The following is a 21,636-nucleotide window of genomic DNA, read 5'->3' on the forward strand; positions in this document are numbered from 1 at the left end:
TGGCCGCACATCGGCGGCGAGGAGCGCAAAGGCTGTTCAGGATGAAGATATCGTGGCCGTCGCCGAAGCCTTTGCTCGTGCTGTTCGCCCTGGCCCTGGCGAGCTGCGCCACGCTTGAGCGCAAAGCCGCGGTTCCGCCCGATCTGCGGCGGCAAACGAGCGTGCTCGGCATACCCAATGCCCGCTTCTTCCCGGACCAGCCGGGTCCGATGATGGAAGAGCAACGACGCGCGCTCATCCGCGAGAGCAGATATCTCGGTGTCGCCCCGGGCGGCGAACTCCCCAAAGCTCATCTGCTTTCCCTGTCGGGCGGCGGCGACGGCGGCGCCTTCGGGGCGGGCGTGATGGTCGGCTGGACGGCGCATGGCGACCGCCCGACCTTCAAGCTCGTGACCGGCGTGAGCACCGGCTCCCTGATCGCGCCCTTCGCCTTCCTCGGCTCCGATTTCGACGACGAGCTCACCGACGTTTACACCAACACCGGCCCGGCGCAGATCTTCACCAGGAGGTTCATCGTCACCGCGGCGCTCGCCGAAGACGCATTGTCCGACACAGCGCCGCTGTTTGCGACCATCTCCAAATATGTCAATGAGCGCATGATGGCGCGGATCGCCGAAGAATACGGCAAGGGCCGTATTCTGCTGATCCAGACCACCGATCTCGACGCCGGCTATCCCGTGGTCTGGAACATCGGCGCGATCGCCACGTCCGGCGGGCCGGACGCCCTGCACCTGATCCGCCGCATCATGCTGGCGTCCGCCTCGATTCCCGCGGCGTTCCCGCCTGTGATGTTCAACGTCGAAGCGGGCGGCGAGGCCTGGCAGGAAATGCATGTCGACGGCGGCGCATCGAGCCAGGCCTTCCTCGTTCCGCCCTCGCTCGACCCGCGCATCGCGCAGGCCGAAGCGGGCCATCACAGCCGCAAGAGCGCCGCCTATATCATCCGCAATTCGAGACTGACCACCGAGTGGAGCGATGTGGAGCGGCAAACCCTGTCGGTCGGCGGCAAAGCGGTCTCGACACTGATCAACTTCAGCGGCATCAGCGATTTCTATCGGATTTACATGGAGACGCGCCGCACCAACGCCAGCTTCAATCTCGCCTATATCGGCCCCGACTTCCATGCCGAACATAAGGAAGATTTCGACACCGCCTATATGCGGGCTCTGTTCCGCTACGGCTACGACAAGGCGGTCAAAGGCTATCCCTGGCTGAACGCGCCGCCGGGGTTTGCAGCCGCGGTCCGCTGAAAAGGCGTCAAGCCGCGACATTGCCCGATTGAGCGAATCAATTTCGCGATCGGGCGGGCATGACAGCGGCCCCGCAAGGGGCTAAAAGGCCCGAAACCAGCGGAACGGACCCCTTGACCTATATCTCCACGCGCGGACAGGCGCCCACGAAAACCTTTACCGAAGCCCTGCTCGCCGGCCTCGCCCCCGACGGCGGGCTTTATGTGCCGGAAAACATGCCGCGCCTGTCGGCCGAGGCTTTGCGCGGATTCGCTGGAAAATCCTACGTGGACGTGGCGCAGGCGGTCATCTCGCCCTTTCTCGACGGCGTGCTGGCGCCGGAAGAATTCCGCACCATGCTGGAGAGCGCCTACAAGACCTTCCGCCACAAGGCGGTGACGCCGCTGGCGCAGATCGACGACAATCTGTTTGTGCTGGAGCTGTTCCACGGCCCGACGCTGGCGTTCAAGGACGTCGCCATGCAACTGCTCGGCCGCCTCATGGACAAGGCCTTGAAGGCGCAGGGGCGTCGCGCCACTATTGTCGGCGCCACCTCCGGCGACACCGGCGCCGCGGCAATAGAGGCTTTCCGGGGCCTCGACCAGGTCGATGTCTTCATTCTCTATCCGCACGGCCGCGTCTCCGACGTGCAGCGCAAGCAGATGACGACGGTGGCGGACGCCAACATCCACGCCATCGCGCTGGAAGGCACTTTTGATGACGCCCAGGCGATCCTGAAAACCTTTTTTCGCAACGCGCCGCTGCGCGAAGAACTCGGCCTTTCCGGCGTCAACTCCATCAACTTCGCCCGCGTCGTGGCGCAGATGGTCTATTATTTCACCGCCGCCACCGTCTTGGGCGGGCCTAACCGAAACGTGTCGTTCACGGTGCCGACAGGCAATTTCGGCGATATTCTGGCGGGCTACATGGCCCAGCAGATGGGGCTGCCGGTCGAAAAACTCATCGTCGCCACCAATTCCAACGACATTCTGGCGCGCGCGCTGGAGACCGGGCGTTACGAAGTGCGCGGCGTCCACGCCACCTCGTCGCCGTCCATGGACATTCAGGTGTCCTCCAATTTCGAGCGGCTGCTGTTCGACGCCGTCGGCCGTGACGCCTCGGTGATTCGCGCGCTGATGGCGAGCCTGGAGCAATCCGGCGCCTTCGACATTCCCGCGCCCGCGCTGGCCGCCATCCGCGCAAACTTCTCCGCCGACTCCGCCTCCGAGGCCGACACGGCGGCGGAAATCGCCCGCACCTACAAGGAATGCCAATATATCCTCGACCCCCACACGGCGGTCGCGGTCAATGTCGCGCGGAAAAATCTCGCGCGCGATCCGAAAACCCCGATGGTGGCGCTGGGCACCGCCCATCCCGCCAAATTCCCCGATGCGGTCAAGGCGGCCATCGGCGTGTCCGCGCCGCTGCCGGCCCATCTCGCCGACCTGTTCGACCGCCCGGAAAAATTCGACGTCCTGCCGAACGACGCGCAGACAATCGCCAGCTTCATCAAATCGCGCGCCCGCGCCGTGACGCTCAATGGCGATTGAGTCGACAAAACTTTCGTGCGGCCTGCGCGTCGTCACCGACGCCATGCCGGGTCTGGAGACGGCGTCGCTCGGCGTCTATTTCGCCGCCGGCTCCCGCCACGAGAGCGCGGCGGAGCATGGCCTGTCGCATCTGCTTGAGCACATGGCGTTCAAGGGCACGGCGCGCCGCGACGCCCACGCCATCGCCGAATCCATCGAAAACGTCGGCGGCGACCTCAACGCCGCCACATCGGTCGAAAACACCGCCTATTACGCCAAGATTCTTCGCGAGGACTGCGGGCTGGCGATGGATGTGCTCGCCGACATCCTCACGCAAAGCCTGTTCGACCCGCAGGAACTGGAACGCGAAAAGCAGGTGATCCTGCAGGAAATCGCCTCCCTGCAGGATTCGCCGGAAGACCTGGTGTTTGACCTGTTCAACGCCGCCGCCTTCCCGGACCAGCCGATCGGTCGCCCGATCCTTGGCGTAGCGCAGGGGGTGAAGGGGTTTTCGCGCAACGCGATCAAGACCTATCTCGACCGCCACTACACCGCGCAGAATTGCGTGATCGCCGCCGCGGGCGCGGTCGATCACGCCGCGATCTGCGCGCAGGCCGAAACCCTGTTCAAGGACCTGCCGCGCCACGAACCCGCCGAACTGACCCCCGCCCGCTATCTCGGCGGCGAATCGCTGGTCTCCAAAAGGCTGGAGCAGACGCAGGTCGTCATCGGCTTTGCCGGCCTGTCCTATTCCGACCCCGGCAATTACGCCGCGCATATTTTCGCGAACGCGGTCGGCGGCGGCATGGCCTCGCCGCTGTTCCAGGAGGTGCGGGAAAAGCGCGGCCTCGCCTATGGCGTCTCCGCATTCCACTGGTCCTTCCTCGACGCCGGCCTGTTCGGATTCGAGGCCGGCGCCCAGGCGAGCGACGTGCGCGAACTGATTTCCGTTGGCGTCGACGTGCTGGCGCAGGCTTCCAAGAATCTCGGCGAAACCGACATGGCCCGCGCCAAGGCGCAGACCAAGGTCGCGCTCCTCACCGCACTCGAAAACTCTTCTTCGCGCGCGGAACAGATCGCGCGGCAGACCATGATTTTCGGTCGCGTCCTGGACACAAGCGAGGTCATCGCGAAAATCGACGCGCTGACGCTCGAAAATGTGCGCGAAGCCGGCGCATCGCTGTTGCGCACGCCGCCAACGGTCGCCATTTTGGGCGCGGTGAAGAAAGCCGTCTCTGCGGCGGACATAGCCGCGCGCCTCGCAGGGGTGTAGACTCGCGTGGTTCGCGCCCGCCGTGGACCAAAACCTTCGTCGCCGCCCGCCATGAGTTTCTTCTCGCTTACCCGCAAAAAACCCGCCGAGCAGATCATTGCCGGCGACGGGGTTTATTTGCGCCCCGCATTGCAGCGCGATTTCGAGGAGTGGCGCACGCTGCGATCGGACAGCCGGGCGTTTCTGAAGCCTTGGGAGCCGCGCTGGCCCGCCGACGATCTCAGCCGCGCCGGCTATCGAAGACGGCTGCTGCGCCAGGACCGCGACCGGCAAGACGATCAGGCTTACGCTTTCCTGCTGTTTCGCGAAGACGACAGCGCGCTGCTGGGCGGCCTGACGCTCGGCAATGTGCGGCGCGGCGTCGCGCAATGCGGCACGCTCGGCTACTGGATGGGCGAGCCCTTCGCCGGACAGGGGTATATGTCCAAGGGGGTCAGGGCGGCGCTGCGCCACGCCTTCGTCGATTTGCGGCTGCATCGGGTGGAAGCCGCCTGCGCGCCGCACAACGAGCGCTCCCGCCGCCTGCTGGAGCGGCTCGGCTTCCAGCACGAGGGTTTTGCGCGCGCCTACCTGCTGATCGACGGGGCTTGGCAGGACCATCTGCTGTTCGGATTGCTGGAAAGCGAGTTCATGGGGGCCGCCGACCCCTAAAAATCCAACAAAAATGCGCTGAAAGCTCATGCATGCGCGCCACGCCTCTGGACGCGCGGCCTCGCCGCTTCTATGGCTAGGCAGACACACATTCGACACGAACAAGGCGCAGGCGTTCCGCCTTGTCGCCCAACGGCTAAACCTCTCCGCGGTAAACTTTCTGCTCAAGGTCACGTGCGCCCGTTCCGTCTTGTTCTCCCGCTTCTTCTGGCGATTTTCGCATGGCTGGCCATCGGGCTTCCGGCTGGAGCGGTGGAATCCGTCCGCGTGCCGCCGGACGCCTCGGCGATCGACCTGACGCGCTGGGTCGAAACCTATTCCAACCAGGGCGACCGCATCCAGGTCTCGACCGCGCCGGGCTCGGACGGCATCGTGCGCCGCATCGAGGTGCATGCGCGCGAACAGGGCGCGCGTCCCTCGTGGATCGTGTTCGCGCTGACCAACGACACCGACGAGCAGATGGAGCGGCTGATCGTCGCGCCGCACTTCCGCATGGTGAATTCCGGCGTGATCTGGCCCGACCTCGGCTCCGAGCGCATCACCGAAATCACCGCCTCACAGGGCGAAGCGCCGGAAAAGCAGGAAAATTCCGACGCCGATGTGTTCAAGCTGACCCTGGACCCCGGCGCCACCGTCACCTATGTCGCCGAGCTGAAGACGCCGAAACTGCCGCAGCTCTACCTGTGGGAGCCCGAGTCCTACAAGGACAAGACCAACAGCCTCACCCTCTATCAGGGCATCGTCATCGGCATCGCCGGCCTGCTCGCCCTGTTCCTCACCATCGTCTTCGTCGTCAAGGGCGCGGTGATCTTCCCGGCGGCGGCGGCGCTGGCCTGGGCGGTGCTGGCCTATGTCAGCATCGACTTCGGTTTCTGGTCGAAAATCTTCGGCACCGAGGCCAACGCCGACCGCATCTGGCGCGCCGGCGCCGAAACCGTGCTCGCCGCCACGCTGGTGGTCTTCCTGTTCGCCTATCTCAATCTCAGCCGATGGCACGTCCGCGCCTCGCAACTCGCGGTGGTCTGGATCGTCTTCCTTCTGGCGCTGGCCGGGCTCGCCGTCTATGACGCGCCTGTCGCCTCGGGCGTCGCGCGCATTTCGCTGGCCACCATTGCCGGCGTCGGGTTCATTCTCGTGGTTTATCTCGCCACGCACGGCATCGAGCGCGCGGTGATGCTGATCCCGACCTGGCTGTTGCTCATGGTCTGGGTGGCGGCGGCGGGCTTTACCGTCACCGGCTCGATCAACAACGACCTCGCCTCCCCCGCCCTGCTCGGCGGTCTCGTGCTTCTGGTGATGCTGATCGGTTTTACGATCATGCAGAGCGCCTTCGCCGCCGGCGGCGTCGCCCATGGCGCCATAACCGACGTCGAGCGCAAGGCGCTCGCCCTGACCGGCGCCAACGAGATCATTTTCGATTGGGACGTGGTCTCCGACCAGATCTACGTCAGCCCCGAAATCGAGGAGCATCTCGGTCTTTCGCGCGGCGCACTGGAGGGACCGGCCTCATCCTGGATCAACATCCTGCATCCCCAGGAGCGCGACCGCTACCGGGCCTGCCTCGACACGGTGATCGAGCAGAGGCGCGGACGCATCGCCCAGGATTTTCGACTTCACGCCGCCGACGGCCATTATTTCTGGTTCCGCCTGCGCGCCCGCCCCGTGGTCGGACCGGACGGACAGGTCGTGCGTCTCGTCGGCACGCTCGCCGACGTCACCGACCAGAAAAACGCGCTGGAGCGGCTGCTGCACGACGCGGTGCATGACAATCTGACGGGCCTGCCCAACCGCGAAATCTTTTTCGACCGCCTCGACATGTCGCTGACGCTCGCCGAGACCCACGAGGCCCATCGCCCCACGGTGATTTGCATCGACATCGACCGGTTCAAGCGGATCAACGATTCGGTCGGGGTTTCCGCCGGCGATTCGATCCTGCTCACTGTGGCGCGCCGCCTTGGCCGCATCCTGCAGCCGCGCGACACGCTGGCGCGCATTTCCAACGACCTGTTCGCCATCATCCTGGTGTCGCAGGACCAGACCGAGGCCATCGTCGCCCTCGCCGACCGCATCCGCCGCACCCTCTCGACCCCCGTGACATTTGCGAATCGGGAAATCGGCCTCAGCGTCTCCATCGGCATCGCGCTTTACGATCCGCAATGGCATCCCAAGCGCGAGGACATGCTCAAGGACGCCGAAATCGCCATGCGCTACGCCAAACGCGACGGCGGCGGCCGCATCGAGGTTTTCCGCCCCTCCATGCGCTCGCAGACGTCAAATCAGCAGGCGCTGGAGAGCGAACTGCGCCGCGCCATCGACCGCGACGAGATCAAGCTGTTGTTCCTGCCGGTGGTGCGCCTGCAGGACCGCACCGTCGCCGGTTTCGAGACGATGCTGCGTTGGCAGCACCCGCGCATTGGCAAGATCGAGCAGGGCGATTTCCTGCCGCTCGCGGAAGACACCGGCCTCAGCATCGATCTCAGCCTGTTCGTGCTGCAGCGCGCGGCGCGCGAACTCGCCGCCTGGCAGAAGGCGCTGGTGGTCGATCCCCCCATTTTCGTCACCGTCAACGTCTCGTCGCGGCAGCTTCTGCGCAACGACCTCGTCACCGACGTGAAGAATGTGCTGACCCGCGCGCATCTCGCGCCCGGCTCGTTCCGGCTGGAGATGAGCGAAACCCTGGCGATGGAAAATCCTGAATTCACCTCGCAGCTTCTGGGACGGTTGAAGGACGTCGGCGCGGGGCTGTCGCTGGACGATTTCGGCTCCGGCTATTCCTCGCTCGCCTATCTGCAGCGCTTCCCCTTCGACTCCATCAAGATCGACCGCGCTTTCGTGCGCCAGGAGGGCGGCGGCGACCGCGCGGCCATGTTGCGCTCGATCGTGTCGCTCGCCCATGATTTCGGCATGGAAGTGATCGCGGAGGGCGCCGAAAATGAATCCGACGTGATCGAACTCTCGCAGATCGGCTGCGAATATGCGCAGGGCTTTGCCTTCGGCCAGCCTCTTACGACTTCGGACGCGCGCAAGCTGGTCGGCGCCGCGGCCGAGCCGGTGGCGTGATCACGCGTGCCCCGCCTGCTCCGACAGAAAACCGAGATCGACCCCTATGGCGTGCAAGGCCCGCTCATATTTGGTCTCATGGTCCTGGTCGAACAGCAGCGCCGGGTCGGCCGGGCAGACCATCCAGCTGTTCGCCAAGATCTCGCTCTCCAATTGCCCCGCGGACCAACCGGCATAGCCCAGCGCCAGCACCGCCTGGCGCGGTCCTTCGTTCATCGCCATGGCGCGCAAAATGTCGAGCGTCGCGGTCAGGTGGACGTCGCGGTCGATGGCCAGCGTCGACTCGCCGCCGTCATAGTCGGCGGAGTGCAGGACGAAGCCGCGCGTGGTTTCGACCGGACCGCCGTTGAGCACCCGCATCACCTCCAGATGGGGGCTGAGCTTTGCATGGCCGGGCGCGTCGACCACCTTGAGCTGCAACAGCAGTTCCGGCAGACTGACGCCGGGCGAGGGATGATTCAGGATCAACCCCATGGCGCCCTCTTCCGAGTGAGCGCAGATATAGACCACGGCGCGGGCGAAGAATTGGTCCTGCAGGGCCGGCATGGCCACCAGGCATTGCCCGTCCAGGAATTTTTTGCCAATCGTACCGGTCACGTCATGCTTCCCATCGAGCGGCGCGCGGTGAGGACGCAGACTTTTGCACAAAAGCCGCGAACCTCAGTTCCTGATGCCGCCGAATTGCGATCCGGAACGTTTGGGGCCGCCGCATCCCAAGGATATGCTAAAGGATGGACGCGCAAAGAAAACCCCCGGCCTTTCTTTTTGTTCTCATAATTTATGCGGTGGCGCTGCTGGCGCCCGGACAGGACGCCGCCGCGCTCGAAAGGCTCGCCCCCGCTTCGGCGGCGGACGCGCAACTGATCGAGGGCGGGGTGATCGGCGACGCGCGCTACGCGGGATTGCACATCCGTCTGCGGGGCGACGCGCTGACCTACTGGCGCGATCCGGGCGAGGCCGGCGTCGCCCCCATGTTCGATTTCGCCAGTTCGAAAAATCTCGCCGAGGCAGAAGCTTTGTTCCCGCAGCCGACGCGGTACGACGAGGGTGGCGCGCAGGCCTTCGGCTACAAGCACGAGGTGATTTTTCCCTTGCGCCTCAGCGCGAAGGACCCGAACAAACCGATCGTCCTCGAATTGGTCCTGGACTATTCCGTGTGCGAAAAACTCTGCTACCCCCTGCATGCGTCGTTGAGCCTGAAATTGCCGCCGCGCGCCGAGGCTTCGCCGGAGGTCGCGGCGGCGCTGGCGCAGGTTCCGCGCCAGCTGGACGCGCAGGAAACCGCCGCCTTCGCCACGCTCGCTCGCGCGAGCGACAACAAGCGCTGGCTCCTGAGCCTGAACGCGCCGGCGCGCGACGTCGTCGTCGAGTCGCCCGCCGGCTTTTTCGTCGAGAGCCGCCGCGACGGCGAAAATTTTATGCTTGAAGTCACCGGGCATCCGGCGGACCGTACGGTTCCGCGCGGGTCGCTGCGGCTGACCGCGACCGGGGACAATCCTGTCGAATTTTCGCTGAGCCTGAAATGACCCGTCTCGATTTCACTTCGCAGCGGCTGTTTGTCGACGCCCCCCTGAGCGAGGGCGCCCGCGTCGAACTCAGCCGCGAGCAAAGCAACTACCTGTTCAACGTGCTGCGCCTGGGCGAGGGCGCGCGCCTCCTCGTCTTCAACGGCCGCGACGGCGAATGGCGCGCCGTCGCCCATGCGGCGAAGAAGACGGCGGCGCTCACGGTGGAGACCCGCGCGCGCGAACAGGATTTCTTGCCCGACATCGACTACCTGTTCGCGCCGCTCAAACACGCCCGGCTCGACTATATGGCGCAAAAGGCGGTGGAAATGGGGGTGCGGCGGTTGCGCCCGGTGCTCACGCGCCGCACCCAGGCGAGCCGGATCAATCTCGAGCGGCTGCGCGCCAACGCCATCGAGGCCGCGGAGCAATGCGGAATCATCGCCGTGGCGGAGGTATGCGCGGAGGAAAAGCTCGACCGCGCGCTCGACGCCTGGCCAAAGGACCGGCTGCTGATTTTTTGCGACGAGGCGGCGGAGATCGCCGATCCGCTCGCGGCTTTGCGTCAGGCGGGCGAGGAATTTAAAAAATTCGCGGTGCTGATCGGCCCCGAAGGCGGCTTCGACGAGGCCGAGCGCGCGCGGCTGCGCGATGTCGCGCCGGTCGCCCGCATTTCCCTGGGGCCGCGCGTGCTGCGGGCGGATACGGCTGCGGTGGCGGCGCTCACCCTGGTTCAGGCGGTGCTCGGCGATCTGCGCGGGTGAAGCGGGACTGAAGCTTGCCCGGATACGCCCCCGCGGCGGACGCGACATGATGTCGCCACTTTGTTGCGTTGAAACGTAACAATGAAATGGAGCCCGTTCGCATGATTGCAATCCAGCGCCGCCTCCTGCTCGCCGGCGTCCTTCTCTGTCCCAGCCTTGGGGCGCCCGCTTTCGCCCAGGAACATGGCCGCATGCGGCTCGAAAGCCGTCCGGGATTGGCCTACGACGCGCGCAGCCTGTTCGCCGCGCCTCTGCCACCCGGTCCCAGCGCCAGCCCGCAGTCCGCACCGCACGCGGTCAACGCCTATGCGCCGGAACAGCATGTGCGGCTGAAGCAGATGAATTTTACTGGCGGTCAGTAAACGCAGTCGACAAAGGCGCGCTTGATGTCGCCGCTCCAGGCTCCGTGATAAAGCGCGAGCCGGCTGCTAGCGAGATTTTCACCTGAAGCCGCGATCTCCTCCAGAGGCGCCAGATAGATCGCCTCGCTGCGGCCTGATGCGTCCAGACGGCTCCGACGCTCCAGCCCCTCCCGAATCATCGGCAAAATCTTTCGCGCGAGATCGAGCAGGCTGACGCCCGCCGCCTTCGCGGCCAGGCCTTCGCGCGGCACGCTTGAACGCAAGGCGGCGCGATCCTCGTCGTTCCAGTGTTTCACCAGATCCCAGGCGGCGGCGCTGACCTGCGCGTCGTAAAACAGGCCGGCGCAGAAGGCGGTGAGGGCGAGGATATGGCTCTTGGGGCCGACATCGGCGCCGCGCATCTCGATATAGCGCTTCAACCGCACTTCCGGGAAAATCGTCGAAAGGTGATTGGCCCAGTCGGACATGGTCGCGCGTTCGCCCGGGAGCGCCGCCAGCTTGCCCGCCAGCAGGTCGCGGAACGAGGCGCCGGCGACATCGTGATAAACGTCGCCGCGCTTGACGAAGTAGAGGGGAACGTCGAGCGCATAGTCGACATACGCCTCGAAACCCATCCCCGGCTGGAAGGCGAAAGGCAGCATGCCCGTGCGCGCCGCGTCGGTGTCGGTCCAAATCAGCGAGCGCATCGACAGGAAGCCGTTTGGCTTGCCGTCGGTGAAGGGGGAGTTCGCGAACAGGGCCGTAATCAGCGGCTGCAGGCTCAGGCCCAGCCGCATCTTTTCCACCATGTCGGCTTCGGAGGCGAAATCGATGTTGGTCTGCACCGTCGAGGTGCGGAACATCATGTCGAGGCCGAGCGAACCGACCTTGGGCATGTAGCGCGCCATGATGCCGTAGCGCTGCTTGGGCATGACCGGGGTTTCCGCGCGGCGCCACATCGGGCTCATGCCGAGATCGAGAAAGCCGATGCCGCAGCTTTGCGCCGCCGGCGCCAGAGCGGCGAAATGCGCGTCCAGTTCGGCGGCGGTTTCGTGGGTGTTGCCGAAGGGCGCGCCGGACAACTCGAACTGGCCGCCGGGTTCGAGCGAAATGGCGCCGCCACCGACCGGATCGTAAAGGCCGATCAAGACTCCCTCGTCCTCGATCGGCTCCCAGCCCTGCGCGGCGCGCAGCGCGTTCAGCAGCGAACCGATGCCGCAGGCGCAGTCGCCCCGTCCGCCATAGGGCACCGGGCGGTCATCGATGCGGAAGAAGGGGATTTTTTCGTGTTCCGTTCCGATGCGGAACGGGCCATTCGGCTTGCAGCCGGCCTCGAACCAGCCCACCAATTCGTCGCGCGACGAAATCACGTGTTCATCATTGACGTCGCGGGCCATGAAACTCTTTCGACACTTTTTCCAAGGGAGGAGCGAGGCGGCGCCGGGCGCTCCGAACGCGCGCAAAGGCGCCGGCAAGCGCCGACGCCCCTGCGCCTTGGCCCTTAGATAAAGCGTGGCTGCGATTTGCGCAATCTTGCGGACCGCGCAAGCCGCGCGCAGCGCAGCCGAAGCCCCTTATTTCTTTTTCAGGAGGGCCTTGCCGATCCAGTCGAACAGCGGATTGATCATGCTGCTGACCGCGGCGCCGATGCCGGGCGACAGCGCCGCAGGCTTGGCGGCGGTCGCAGGTTCCTCGGCGACGGGCGCGGCGGCGACTGGCGCCTCTGGCGCAGCGGCGACGGGCTCGGGCGTGGGGGCTTCCGCACTCGCCGGGGCGGCGGGCTCTACGGCGGCGCCGGAGGCGGCTTCAACAGGGGGCGCGGGCTCAACAGCCGGAGCGGCTTCCGCAGGGGGAGCGGCCTCAGCAGGGGAAGGTACATCAACCATTTGCGTCTCTCGCCGAAAGAGCGGGCGTTCGAACTTGAACGCGGCGTGAGAATATTAACACAAAATTAAGACTTGACGAGCTTTCGCGCGGAAAACGCGGAATTGCGGCGTTTTGTCACACATCGCCGCTCTCCACAATATCTTGACTTTCCTTGGTGAGGCCGCGCGATTTGCCGGCTGGCTTGACCAGCGGTTCCGGCGAAAAACGAGGTCGGTCCGGGGGCAGATAGGGCGGCGGCGGACCGCCGGCCTGTTGGATCGCCAGGCGGTCGAGGTCGCGGGTCCGCGCCGCCTCCACGCCTTCACGGGCCCGCTCGGCGTCGCCGGTCAGTTCGCAGAGCGCCGCCCCGCCATAGGCGAAGGCCGATTCCAGCGTGTCGCGCATCTGGAAATCGACGCCGCGTTCGAGCAGGTCGATGGCGTGGATGCGGTCGTAGGCCCGCGCGAATACTTTGGCGACCGGGAAATGCTCGCGGCACAGGTCGACGATGGCGTTGGCGGTCTTTCGATCGCCGACGCAGACGGCGATGATCTTGGCCTCGCCGGCGCCGGCGGCGCGCAGCACGTCGAGCCGGCAGCCGTCGCCGTAATAAACCTTGAAGCCGAATTTTCCGGCGTTGCGGATGCGCTCGACGGAGGTGTCGATCACGGTGACGTCGATGCGCTCGGCGAGCAGCGGCTGCACCGCGATTTGGCCGAAGCGCCCGAACCCGACGACGAGGATTTTTCCGCGCCGCGCCTTCGGGATGACCGGCGGCGGCGCCTCGGGTTCGTCCACCGACGCGGGCTCCGGCGAGAAGCGGGCAACGAGCGCGTCCGTGATCTTGGCGAGGAAGGGCCCGGCGACCATGGCGATGGCGGCGAGCGCGGACAGCAAGCTGGAATCGGCGCCGGGGATCAGCGCGGTCTGGGCCGCGAGCGGAAAGATAGCGAAGGAGAACTCGCCCGCCGGGGTCAAGACGCCGGCCGCGCTCAAAGCCTCGCGGTTGGCAAAACCGTTGAGGCGGAACAGGGCGAACATAATCGCCGTCTTCACCGCGAGCAGCGCGGCGGAGGCGCCGGCCAGCCAACCGATATGCTCGACCACCAGCTTCTGGTCCACGGACATGCCCACCGACATGAAGAACAGGCCCATCAGCAGTCCGCGAAACGGCTCGATGTCGGCTTCGAGCTGGTGGCGGAAATTGGATTCGGACAGCAGGATTCCGGCCAAAAAGGCCCCGAGCGCCATGGACATGCCGACCGACTGCATCAGCACGGCGGCGCCGAGCACGATGAGAAGGGCGGCGGCGGTGAGGACTTCGCGCGCCCCCGCGCGCGCCAGCAGGCGAAACAGCGGGTTGAGCGCCCAGTGTCCCGCGAGGATGACAAAGGCCAGCGCCGCGAAAGCTTTCGAAAGATCGATCAGCGCATCATGCATCGCGCCGGTCAGCGAAGAGCCGCCGCCAAAAAAGGGAATGGCGGCGAGCAGCGGCGCCACGGCAATGTCCTGGGCGAGCAGCACGGAAAAGGCGCGCCGACCATAAGGCGTCTGCAGGTCGCCGCGTTCGTCCAGCAATTGCATGGCGATCGCCGTGGACGAAAAGGCCAGCGCCACACCGGTCGCCAGCGCGCCGAACGGGCTCAGGCCCAGCAGGGTCCAAGCGGCCAGCCCGATCGGCAAGGCCGTGACGATCATCTGCGTCACGCCGAGCACCACAATGTCGCGGCGCATGGCTTTCAGGCGCGCGGGCTTCAGGGACAGGCCGATCAGGAACAGCAGCAGGACCACGCCAAGCTGCGAAATGTTCAGGATCATGCCGGGTTCGGCGACCAGGGCCAGCCCGGAAGGGCCGATCACCATGCCTGCGGCGAGATAGCCGATGACGGAGCCCAGTCCCGCGAGCCGGAACAGGGGCGCGAAGATCACCGCGGAGGCGAGCAGAATGAGAGTCGGGACGAGAAAGGACTCGCCGGTCAGGTCGTGCATGATTTTTTGGGGCGCTGGTCGCGGTCGAATCGCCGCCTCACCGACTTAAGGCGAGAACGCGGCGAAACGGGGGCGGCTTGCATGTGTCATGCTTCTGCTTGACACTGACCCTAAGGCTGCTGAAAAGAGCGGCAACCACGAGGACGATATGAGCCAGAAGCCGACCCTGAAAATCCTGCTGTGCGCGCCGCGCGGTTTTTGCGCGGGCGTCGTTCGGGCGATCAACACCGTCGAGCACGCCCTGCGCCAGTTCGGCGCGCCGGTCTATGTGCGCCACGAAATCGTGCACAACCGCTATGTCGTGGAAGGACTGAAGAAAAAGGGCGCGATTTTCGTCAAGGAGCTCGACGAGGTTCCCGACGGCGGCCAGCCCGTGGTGTTCTCAGCGCATGGCGTGCCGAAGGCCGTGCCCGCCGAGGCCGAGCGCCGCGACCTGCTGGCGATCGACGCCACCTGCCCGCTGGTGAAGAAGGTGCATCTCGAAGCCGAACTGCACCATCGCCGCAACCTGAAGATCATTTTGGTCGGACACAAGGGCCACCCGGAAGTGGTCGGCACCATGGGCCAATTGCCGGAAGGGTCGGTCGTCCTGGTCGAGAGCGCGGAAGATGTCGCGGCGCTGCCGTTCTCGCCGAGCGAAAATCTCGCCTATGTGACGCAGACCACCCTGTCGATCGACGACATGTCCGCTGTGGTCGCGGCGCTGCAAGCGCGTTATCCCGACATTGTCGGGCCGCACCGGCAGGATATTTGTTACGCCACCACCAATCGTCAGGCGGCGGTCAAAGCCATCGCCGCCAAGGTGGACGCTTTTGTTGCGGTGGGATCGCCGAATTCCTCCAATTCGCAACGGCTCCGGGAAGTGGCGGAGCGCAGCGGCTGTCCGACGTCGCAGCTCGTGCTGCGGGCCGAGGATATCGACTGGTCGAAGCTGCAAAACATCCGCAGCGTCGGCGTCACCGCCGGGGCCTCGGCGCCGGAGGTGCTGGTGGAGGAAATCCTCAACGCCTTCGCCGAGAAATACGAGCTGGACATCGAGACGGTCACGACGGCGACCGAAGATGTCTCGTTCCCGCTGCCGCGTCAGCTTCGCGAGGAAGTGGCGTAGGTCTGGCAAGACGCTTGCAGGGCTTGCTGCAAAGCGATCCCTGGAGGCGGCCTTGTCGATTTTCGCGCAATTCGATCCCGGCCTCGGACTGATCCGGCATGTCGCCTTGCTGGCGGAAGGCGCGGCGCCCGACCCTGAAGAACTCGACCTGCTGGCGCGACAGGCCGAAGCCGGATTCCTGCTCGACATCCCGCCCGAAAATCTGTGGCCGGAGTTTTCGCGCGCGCTGATGGGCCGCGCGCCCGGACGCATGCTGCATTACCTCCATGACATCGGGGCGCTGGAGCAGTTGCTGCCCGAGGTTGCCGCGCTTTACGGCGTGCCGCAAATCGCCGCCGAACCCGCCAGCGTCGATCTCGGCGACCTCATCGAAGCCGCCCTCGACGAAGCCGCGAAAATCTCCGCGCCGCTCGCCGTGCGCTTCGCGCTGCTGGTCAAGGACGTAGGCAAATCCGATTCGCCCCGGGAACATTTGCCCGCGCATTACCGCCACGTCGAACGCGGCGCGCCGCGCCTGCTCGCTCTCGCCGAGCGCCTCGACGCGCCGCAGGACTGCCGCGAACTCGCCATGCAGGCCCTCCACGAATGCGAACGCGCGCACAAAATCTCGCGCATGCGCGCGGGGCCGCTCGCCATGCTGCTGGAGCGCAACGGCGCGTTCGACGCGCCGGAGCGGTTCGACCATTTTCTGAGCGTCTGCGCCTGCGACTATCGCGCCTATCCCGGCCGCGCCGGCGCGCCCTACCCCAAGGCGCGGCTGATCGACGCGGCGCTGCGCGCCTGTCGCGAAATCGACGCGCCGCCGACAAACATCGAGGCGCTGCGCGAGGCGCGCGCCGCCGCGGTGGCGCTGGCGCTGGACTCCTGCGGCGAGCGGTGATCCCGGCGCCGGCTTGCGCCAGAGCGATTTCCCCTCCTCGCATTCATGGTCTAAGAGCACCGCCAGAGTGCAACTCTCGCGAAAGCTCCCATGTCTCACGATCATTCCAGCGAACATCCCTTCGACGCCTTCAACATCCTCATCAAGCAGATGCCGGAGCCGTCGGCGCAAGCCGTTGCGGCGGTGCGCGCCCGCGACGCGCAGTTGACGAAACCACCGGGCGCGCTGGGCCGTCTGGAAGAGATCGTCGAGCATTTGGCCGCCTGGCAGGACAAGGAAATGCCGACCGTCGAACGCCCCACGGTGGTCGTGTTCGCCGGCAATCACGGCGTGACCAAACAAGGCGTATCTCCCTTCCCCGCCAGCGTTACCGAGCAGATGCTCAAAAACTTCTCGGCGGGCGGCGCTGCGGTCAACCAGATCTGCGCGACCTGGGGCGCCGGCCTGAAAGTGTTTGAGCTGGCGCTGCAAATCCCCACCAAGGATTTCACTGAAGCGCCCGCGCTGGAGACGCGCGAATGCGCCGGCACCGTCGCCTTCGGCATGGAGTCCATCGCCGGCGGCGCCGACCTGCTGGCCTTTGGCGAAATGGGCATCGGCAACACGACCTCCGCCGCCGCCATCTATCACGCGCTCTATGGCGGCAAGGCGTCCGACTGGGTCGGACGCGGCACCGGCCTCGACGACGAGGGTTTGAAGCGCAAGGCCGCGGTCGTCGAGCGCGCCGTCGCCCTGCACAAACCCCACCTCACCACCCCGTGGGAAGTGCTGCGCCGCCTCGGCGGACGCGAGATCGCGGCCATGGCCGGCGGCATTCTGGCGGCGCGCATGGAGCGCATCCCCGTCCTGCTCGACGGCTATGTCGCCTGCGCCGCCGCCGCCGTGCTGCACGCCATCGACGCCTCCGCGCTGGACCATTGTCTCGCCGGCCACCTTTCCCCCGAGGGCGCGCACGCCGAGGTTTTGCGCCGGTTCGGCAAGAAGCCCCTTCTCAACCTGGGGATGCGGCTCGGCGAAGGCTCGGGCGCGGCGATGGCGATCGGCGTCGTCAAGGCGGCCGTCGCCTGCCACCGCGACATGGCGACCTTTGCATCCGCCGGGGTCGACAACAAGGCGTGACCGAAAACGATCTGGCGACCGCTTGCGGTCGCCAACCTCTGTTCGCACCCGTAAAAATATCCGAAGATCAGGCGCGGATGGAGGCGATCATGAGCGACACGACAAGCGCGAATGGCGGCAATTGGTTGTTCCCCTTCTTTTCGCTGGGACCGCAGCGACTGACGCAGCCCATCAATCCCGGGTGGACGTTCGGCAACCTGATCGTCAACGAGACCAATTCGCGCGCGCCGGACATCGAACAGGCCATCGTGGCGGAGGAAAGCTACGGAAGGCAGATCGGGGTGCTGCTGGAGGCCGTCCACCTGCTGGTGAAAGACCTCAAGGGCCACAAGGCGTATAGCGACATCGTCAAACTGCATGAGAAAGTCGCGACGATCAAACGCGAGTCGTCTTTGCGCAGACTGGACCGGCTCGAATACGATCTGGACGTCCTGAGAAAATACGACAAGGTCGCTTACCAGAAGAAGATGAGGGCGCTGCTGACAATACTCCAGTCGTCCGAGACTTGAGATGTCTGACGAGGTTCAGACCGCCGCCCCGCCGCAGGCCGCGCCCTCATGGGCGCTCAAAGCGCGCGCCTTCTCCAATAGCGCTGTTTTCAACTTCCCTGGCGGGCCGAAAGTGGTGAAAGCCGCCTGGGTGATCAACGTTCAGAAGGCGGGGAGTTTCCCGGTCTATCTGTTTCTGCTGTGGCATTACCACAATGCGACCGTCGCCGCCTGGATTTACACCGCCATGCACGGCGCGTACGGCTTGGTCTGGCTGCTCAAGGCCAGCGCCTTCCCCGACCCGAGCTGGGAGCCCAAGGTGACGCTCGGCGGCGCGATCAACATGTTCGCCGGGGTTTTGGGATGGTATTGGGTCATCGGCTGGCTGCTGATTTCGGCCAATGCGACGCCCGCCTATCCCTTGCCGGTCAACGCCTGGTTCTGCCTCTGCGTGAGCCTGTGCATCCTCGGCTGCGCGATCATGATCGCGGCGGACGCCCAGAAATTTTTTACGCTGCGCGCAAAACCGGGGCTGATCACGGACGGAATGTTCCGCTATGTCCGCCATCCCAATTATCTCGGCGAGATCATGATCTACGGCAGTTTCGCGCTGATGGTCTGGCATTGGCTCGCCTTCGTCATCCTGGCCTGCGTCTGGCTGGTCCTGTTCGCCGCGAACATGGCGATCAAAGAGGCGAGCCTGTCGCGGCACGCGGGATGGGCGGATTACCGGAACCGCAGCTGGTGGCTCTTGCCGGGCGTCTTTTGAAAGCTTGGCCCAAGCGGTGCTCGGAACTTTTGCCGCCGCCCGCCGTATCCTGCGGAAAGGGACCTCGCATGGAAACGACAGCGCATGAAATGGACGCGCACATTCGCGTCACCCTGGCCGAGCCGGAATTGACGGCGCTGGACGCATGGCGGGAAAGACAGCCTGATGCGCCCGAACGGGCCGAAGCGCTACGACGCCTCGCGGCGATGGCGCTGCGCGAGGTCGGCGGGTCCGAGACCATCGCGCTCGCCGATCTCAACGCGTCAAACGACGAGTAAGCGCGGCGAGCCGGGGCGCGCCGCGCAAAAAAGAAAATCAGCCGCCGAGCTTGGCCATCAGCGCGTCGGAAATCTCGAAATTGGCGTAAACGTTCTGCACGTCGTCATTGTCTTCGAGAGCGTTGATCAGCTTCAGGATCTTTTCGCCGGCTTCGTCGTCCACCGCGATGTTGTTCTGCGGCCGCCAGACCAGTTTGGACGACTTGGGCTCGCCGAACTTGGCTTCCAGCGCCTTGGTCACTTCGGCCAGATCTTCCAGCGATGTGGAGATTTCGTGGCCGTCCTCGCTGCTGGCGACGTCCTCGGCGCCGGACTCGATCGCCGCCTCCATCATCGCGTCCTCGCTCGCCGCCTTGGTGTCGTACTGGATCAGGCCGACATGGTCGAACATGAAGGAGACCGCGCCGGTTTCCGCCAGCGCCCCGCCCGCCTTGGTGAAATAGGAGCGCACTTCGCCGGCCGTGCGGTTGCGGTTGTCGGTCAGCGCCTCGATGATCACCGCGACGCCGCCCGGAGCGTAGCCCTCGTAACGCACCTCGTCATAGTTTTCGGTGTCGCCGCCCGCCGCCTTCTTGATGGCGCGCTCAATATTGTCCTTGGGCATGTTTTCCGCACGGGCGGCGAGAACCGCAAGGCGCAGGCGCGGATTCATCGCGGGATCGGGCATGCCCATTTTCGCGGCGACGGTGATTTCGCGGGCCAGCTTGGAGAAGATTTTCGAACGGATCGCGTCCTGCTTCCCCTTCTTGTGCATGATGTTTTTGAATTGACTATGGCCGGCCATCTTTGTCCCTGATCTCTGTGCAAGACGCCCGGCGGAGATAGTCCGGGGCGGAAAATCGACCGCGCCTTATAAACGCGCGCGGAGAGCCTGAAAAGGCGCCCTGGTTGCGGCGCAATGACGTGCGCGAAAGAAAAAGACTATACCTGCGGCAGCGCCTGCGCCAGAAGGCCGCCCACCCGCACGGGTTCGACCCGTATCGCCAGCCCGTCCGGTCCGGTCTCGACGAACAGGCCGCACAGGGTGGCGGGGCCGTCGGCCGGCTCGAACCGCGAGCCCGGCGTCTTCCGGATGAAACGCCGGATGGGCTCGTCCTTGTCCATGCCGATCACGGAATCATAGTCGCCGGTCATGCCGGCGTCGCTCTGGAACGCGGTCCCGTGCGGCAGGATGCGCCAGTCCGCCGTGGGCACATGGGTGTGCGTGCCCACCGCCACGGAGGCGCGCCCGTCGACAAAATGGGCCAGCGCCTGTTTCTCGCTCGACGCTTCGGCGTGGAGATCGACGATGATGGCGTCGGCGGCCTGCCCCAGTGGACAGGCGGACAGCTCACGCTCCACCGCCGCGAAGGGATCGTCCATGGCGTCCATGAACACGCGGCCGAGCACGCTGACCACGAGCACGCGGGCGCCGGCCTTGGTCTCGTAAAGCCAGGCGCCCCGGCCCGGCGTGCCCGGCGGATAATTGATCGGGCGCAGCACGTGTGGCGCGCGTTCGATAAAGACGAGGGCTTCGCGCTGGTCGAAGGAATGGTTGCCGAGCGTGACGCAATCCACCCCGGCGTTCAAAAAATCCTGGGCGATGTTTTCGGTGAGGCCGAATCCACCGGCGGCGTTCTCGCCATTGGCGACGACGAAATCCAGCTTGAGCTTGTTGCGCAGGACCGGAACGTGTTCCGAAATTGCGGTCCGGCCGGCGCGGCCGATCACGTCGCCGATGAAGAGAAGCCGCATCTGTCTCCCATAAAATCCAGAATGTTTTTTTCGGTTACCACGAAATCAAGGGGCGCGTCGTGCTTTTCCATCGGCAGTTTTTCGGCGTGCTGCCGCGAGAAGGCCAACCCGCCGGCCACGACAAACGTTTTCTCGGCCCGCAGATGTGCGAGCGTCGCATCATAGTATCCGCCGCCAAATCCCAGCCGTCCGCCATGGTCGTCAAAGGCGAGCAGCGGAGCCAGCAGAATTTTGGGCGTCATTTGCGCGGCTTCCGGCGCCGGCTCGCTCAGCCCGAAGCGCCCGCCGACCAGCGCATCGCCGGGGCGCCACAGCCGAAAGGTCAGCGGCGTGGCTTTGGCCGCCGCACAAGGCAGAAGGGTGGGAAAACCGAGCGCCGCGAGAAGGGCGAGCAGGTCTGAACAGTCGAGTTCGCCCGGCAAGGCGCGATAGAGGGCGACGGGGGTTTCGAAAGGCGCGACGCCGGCTTTTTCAGCCAGGGCGACAAGAAAAGGCGGCGCGGTCTCCGCAATGGCCAGCGCGGCGGCCTCGGCCATGTCGGCGGGGATCGAGGCGCGAATTCCTTTGAACCGCTCGCGCAACTCGGCCTTTTCGTCCCCTCTATCCGCCTGCGCAGGGCTGTCTTGGCAGGGCTCCGGCTCCACAATCACGCGAACATCTCAAAAGAGATAAGGCGACGTATCGTCATGGCCGGGCTTGTCCCGGCCATCCAAGCGGCGCCGCTGCACGAACTGCCGTAAAACATTCCCCTGCGGCTCGGCGTGGATACCCGGCACAAGGCCGGGCATGACGTGCGTGTGTTGGCATTGAACCCGAAAACGTAAAACAGTCCTGCCGCATGCGGCGAGGCGCAAAAAAGAGTGCGGGCCACAAAAGCCGTGGGACGGATCCCGGGTACCTACAAAGTAGGTGGGCGCCGTGTGCCCAAGTCCACGGACAAGAACAGGGACAGCTCCCTAGGGGATCGTAAGGCCCCGGGGAAATATCCTCACGCACCCCGCAGCGCCGCCTCTGTAATCTAGGGCGCCTGCGTCGCCGGCGCCATGGGAAAGT

Annotated in this window: 21 protein-coding genes and 1 other RNA gene; 14 read left to right on the forward strand and 8 right to left on the reverse strand. The window is 65.4% G+C overall.

The annotated features are described in order from the left end of the window. Nucleotides 1-41 precede the first annotated feature (41 nt). The 5 genes from GJ654_RS02545 (at nt 42) to GJ654_RS02565 (ending at nt 7,742) form a co-directional block, all read left to right on the forward strand. Nucleotides 42-1,250 (forward strand): patatin-like phospholipase family protein, encoded by a 1,209-nt coding sequence (locus tag GJ654_RS02545; RefSeq protein ID WP_155444546.1) that lies wholly within the window; start codon nt 42-44, stop codon nt 1,248-1,250. Between the two features lie 113 nt (nt 1,251-1,363). Beyond that, on the forward strand, nt 1,364-2,779 hold the full coding sequence (gene thrC / locus GJ654_RS02550; protein ID WP_155444547.1) for a threonine synthase: 1,416 nt from the start codon (nt 1,364-1,366) through the stop codon (nt 2,777-2,779). After that, on the forward strand, nt 2,769-4,031 hold the full coding sequence (locus GJ654_RS02555; RefSeq protein WP_155444548.1) for a M16 family metallopeptidase: 1,263 nt from the start codon (nt 2,769-2,771) through the stop codon (nt 4,029-4,031). The genes thrC and GJ654_RS02555 overlap by 11 nt, the downstream gene beginning before the upstream one ends. A gap of 51 nt (nt 4,032-4,082) precedes the next feature. Next, a complete protein-coding gene (locus GJ654_RS02560) occupies nt 4,083-4,682 on the forward strand; it encodes a GNAT family N-acetyltransferase (protein ID WP_155444549.1) in 600 nt (199 codons plus the stop codon). A 174-nt stretch (nt 4,683-4,856) separates the two neighbouring features. Then, nucleotides 4,857-7,742: an EAL domain-containing protein gene (locus tag GJ654_RS02565; protein WP_264586093.1), complete on the forward strand. Its 2,886-nt coding sequence runs from the start codon at nt 4,857-4,859 to the stop codon at nt 7,740-7,742. Here GJ654_RS02565 and GJ654_RS02570 read toward each other — a convergent pair whose 3' ends face one another. After that, entirely contained in the window at nt 7,743-8,378 is a 636-nt protein-coding gene (locus GJ654_RS02570) for a YqgE/AlgH family protein (protein WP_425540370.1), read from the reverse strand. It abuts the gene before it with no gap. Nucleotides 8,379-8,473: 95 nt separating this feature from the next. Between GJ654_RS02570 and GJ654_RS02575 the strand changes: the two genes are divergently transcribed. From GJ654_RS02575 to GJ654_RS02585, 3 genes are all read left to right on the forward strand, one after another. After that, nucleotides 8,474-9,268, forward strand: a complete 795-nt coding sequence (locus tag GJ654_RS02575) for a protein-disulfide reductase DsbD domain-containing protein (protein WP_155444551.1) — start codon at nt 8,474-8,476, stop codon at nt 9,266-9,268. Then, the gene (locus GJ654_RS02580) at nt 9,265-10,011 is read left to right on the forward strand and encodes a 16S rRNA (uracil(1498)-N(3))-methyltransferase (protein WP_155444552.1); all 747 of its coding nucleotides are present in this window, start codon (nt 9,265-9,267) and stop codon (nt 10,009-10,011) included. The genes GJ654_RS02575 and GJ654_RS02580 overlap by 4 nt, the downstream gene beginning before the upstream one ends. 101 nt (nt 10,012-10,112) lie before the next feature. Then, a complete protein-coding gene (locus GJ654_RS02585; protein WP_155444553.1) occupies nt 10,113-10,373 on the forward strand; it encodes a hypothetical protein in 261 nt (86 codons plus the stop codon). Here the strand turns inward: GJ654_RS02585 and GJ654_RS02590 are convergent. The 3 genes from GJ654_RS02590 to GJ654_RS02600 all read right to left on the reverse strand — a co-directional run bounded on the left by GJ654_RS02590 (nt 10,367) and on the right by GJ654_RS02600 (nt 14,207). Beyond that, nucleotides 10,367-11,749 (reverse strand): glutamate--cysteine ligase, encoded by a 1,383-nt coding sequence (locus GJ654_RS02590; RefSeq protein ID WP_155444554.1) that lies wholly within the window; start codon nt 11,747-11,749, stop codon nt 10,367-10,369. The genes GJ654_RS02585 and GJ654_RS02590 overlap by 7 nt on opposite strands. A gap of 177 nt (nt 11,750-11,926) precedes the next feature. After that, a complete protein-coding gene (locus GJ654_RS20730) occupies nt 11,927-12,238 on the reverse strand; it encodes a hypothetical protein (RefSeq protein WP_196305416.1) in 312 nt (103 codons plus the stop codon). 115 nt (nt 12,239-12,353) lie between these two features. Next, the gene (locus GJ654_RS02600; protein WP_155444555.1) at nt 12,354-14,207 is read right to left on the reverse strand and encodes a monovalent cation:proton antiporter-2 (CPA2) family protein; all 1,854 of its coding nucleotides are present in this window, start codon (nt 14,205-14,207) and stop codon (nt 12,354-12,356) included. Nucleotides 14,208-14,355: 148 nt separating this feature from the next. On the opposite strand from GJ654_RS02600, the gene ispH reads away from it, so the two are divergent. The 6 genes from ispH to GJ654_RS02630 all read left to right on the forward strand — a co-directional run bounded on the left by ispH (nt 14,356) and on the right by GJ654_RS02630 (nt 18,849). Continuing rightward, nucleotides 14,356-15,315 (forward strand): 4-hydroxy-3-methylbut-2-enyl diphosphate reductase, encoded by a 960-nt coding sequence (gene ispH, locus GJ654_RS02605; RefSeq protein WP_155444556.1) that lies wholly within the window; start codon nt 14,356-14,358, stop codon nt 15,313-15,315. A 52-nt stretch (nt 15,316-15,367) separates the two neighbouring features. Further along, a complete protein-coding gene (locus GJ654_RS02610; RefSeq protein WP_246664557.1) occupies nt 15,368-16,195 on the forward strand; it encodes a tRNA nucleotidyltransferase in 828 nt (275 codons plus the stop codon). A gap of 90 nt (nt 16,196-16,285) precedes the next feature. Then, a complete protein-coding gene (gene cobT, locus GJ654_RS02615; protein WP_155444558.1) occupies nt 16,286-17,314 on the forward strand; it encodes a nicotinate-nucleotide--dimethylbenzimidazole phosphoribosyltransferase in 1,029 nt (342 codons plus the stop codon). Between the two features lie 89 nt (nt 17,315-17,403). Continuing rightward, complete coding sequence (locus tag GJ654_RS02620) at nt 17,404-17,823, forward strand: hypothetical protein (RefSeq protein ID WP_155444559.1); 420 nt, start codon at nt 17,404-17,406, stop codon at nt 17,821-17,823. 1 nt (nt 17,824) lies between these two features. Continuing rightward, nucleotides 17,825-18,571 (forward strand): methyltransferase family protein, encoded by a 747-nt coding sequence (locus tag GJ654_RS02625; protein ID WP_155444560.1) that lies wholly within the window; start codon nt 17,825-17,827, stop codon nt 18,569-18,571. A 68-nt stretch (nt 18,572-18,639) separates the two neighbouring features. Then, nucleotides 18,640-18,849, forward strand: coding sequence for a hypothetical protein (locus GJ654_RS02630; RefSeq protein WP_155444561.1), 210 nt, complete (start codon nt 18,640-18,642; stop codon nt 18,847-18,849). A gap of 37 nt (nt 18,850-18,886) precedes the next feature. Here GJ654_RS02630 and GJ654_RS02635 read toward each other — a convergent pair whose 3' ends face one another. The 4 genes from GJ654_RS02635 to ssrS all read right to left on the reverse strand — a co-directional run bounded on the left by GJ654_RS02635 (nt 18,887) and on the right by ssrS (nt 21,592). Then, a complete protein-coding gene (locus GJ654_RS02635) occupies nt 18,887-19,633 on the reverse strand; it encodes a YebC/PmpR family DNA-binding transcriptional regulator (protein ID WP_155444562.1) in 747 nt (248 codons plus the stop codon). A gap of 137 nt (nt 19,634-19,770) precedes the next feature. Continuing rightward, the gene (locus GJ654_RS02640; RefSeq protein ID WP_155444563.1) at nt 19,771-20,583 is read right to left on the reverse strand and encodes a TIGR00282 family metallophosphoesterase; all 813 of its coding nucleotides are present in this window, start codon (nt 20,581-20,583) and stop codon (nt 19,771-19,773) included. After that, nucleotides 20,556-21,233, reverse strand: a complete 678-nt coding sequence (locus tag GJ654_RS02645; protein WP_155444564.1) for a 5-formyltetrahydrofolate cyclo-ligase — start codon at nt 21,231-21,233, stop codon at nt 20,556-20,558. Before GJ654_RS02645 ends, GJ654_RS02640 begins: the two co-directional genes overlap by 28 nt. 211 nt (nt 21,234-21,444) lie before the next feature. Next, nucleotides 21,445-21,592, reverse strand: a non-coding RNA gene (ssrS, locus tag GJ654_RS02650) — 6S RNA. Nucleotides 21,593-21,636: the final 44 nt, after the last annotated feature.

Source organism: Rhodoblastus acidophilus (genome assembly GCF_009720655.1).
GTDB classification, from domain to species: Bacteria; Pseudomonadota; Alphaproteobacteria; order Rhizobiales; family Beijerinckiaceae; genus Rhodoblastus; species Rhodoblastus acidophilus_A.

What these genes read in the sequence shown, in the direction of transcription:
- GJ654_RS02625 (WP_155444560.1), top strand. Translation starts at nt 17,825, where the DNA reads ATGTCTGACGAGGTTCAGACCGCCGCCCCGCCGCAGGCCGCGCCCTCA.
- cobT (WP_155444558.1), top strand. Translation starts at nt 16,286, where the DNA reads ATGTCTCACGATCATTCCAGCGAACATCCCTTCGACGCCTTCAACATC.
- GJ654_RS02560 (WP_155444549.1), top strand. Translation starts at nt 4,083, where the DNA reads ATGAGTTTCTTCTCGCTTACCCGCAAAAAACCCGCCGAGCAGATCATT.
- GJ654_RS02555 (WP_155444548.1), top strand. Translation starts at nt 2,769, where the DNA reads ATGGCGATTGAGTCGACAAAACTTTCGTGCGGCCTGCGCGTCGTCACC.
- GJ654_RS02600 (WP_155444555.1), bottom strand. Translation starts at nt 14,207, where the DNA reads ATGCACGACCTGACCGGCGAGTCCTTTCTCGTCCCGACTCTCATTCTG.
- GJ654_RS02590 (WP_155444554.1), bottom strand. Translation starts at nt 11,749, where the DNA reads ATGGCCCGCGACGTCAATGATGAACACGTGATTTCGTCGCGCGACGAA.
- GJ654_RS02585 (WP_155444553.1), top strand. Translation starts at nt 10,113, where the DNA reads ATGATTGCAATCCAGCGCCGCCTCCTGCTCGCCGGCGTCCTTCTCTGT.
- GJ654_RS02580 (WP_155444552.1), top strand. Translation starts at nt 9,265, where the DNA reads ATGACCCGTCTCGATTTCACTTCGCAGCGGCTGTTTGTCGACGCCCCC.
- GJ654_RS02640 (WP_155444563.1), bottom strand. Translation starts at nt 20,583, where the DNA reads ATGCGGCTTCTCTTCATCGGCGACGTGATCGGCCGCGCCGGCCGGACC.
- ispH (WP_155444556.1), top strand. Translation starts at nt 14,356, where the DNA reads ATGAGCCAGAAGCCGACCCTGAAAATCCTGCTGTGCGCGCCGCGCGGT.
- GJ654_RS02545 (WP_155444546.1), top strand. Translation starts at nt 42, where the DNA reads ATGAAGATATCGTGGCCGTCGCCGAAGCCTTTGCTCGTGCTGTTCGCC.
- GJ654_RS20730 (WP_196305416.1), bottom strand. Translation starts at nt 12,238, where the DNA reads ATGGTTGATGTACCTTCCCCTGCTGAGGCCGCTCCCCCTGCGGAAGCC.
- GJ654_RS02575 (WP_155444551.1), top strand. Translation starts at nt 8,474, where the DNA reads ATGGACGCGCAAAGAAAACCCCCGGCCTTTCTTTTTGTTCTCATAATT.
- GJ654_RS02630 (WP_155444561.1), top strand. Translation starts at nt 18,640, where the DNA reads ATGGAAACGACAGCGCATGAAATGGACGCGCACATTCGCGTCACCCTG.
- GJ654_RS02620 (WP_155444559.1), top strand. Translation starts at nt 17,404, where the DNA reads ATGAGCGACACGACAAGCGCGAATGGCGGCAATTGGTTGTTCCCCTTC.
- GJ654_RS02635 (WP_155444562.1), bottom strand. Translation starts at nt 19,633, where the DNA reads ATGGCCGGCCATAGTCAATTCAAAAACATCATGCACAAGAAGGGGAAG.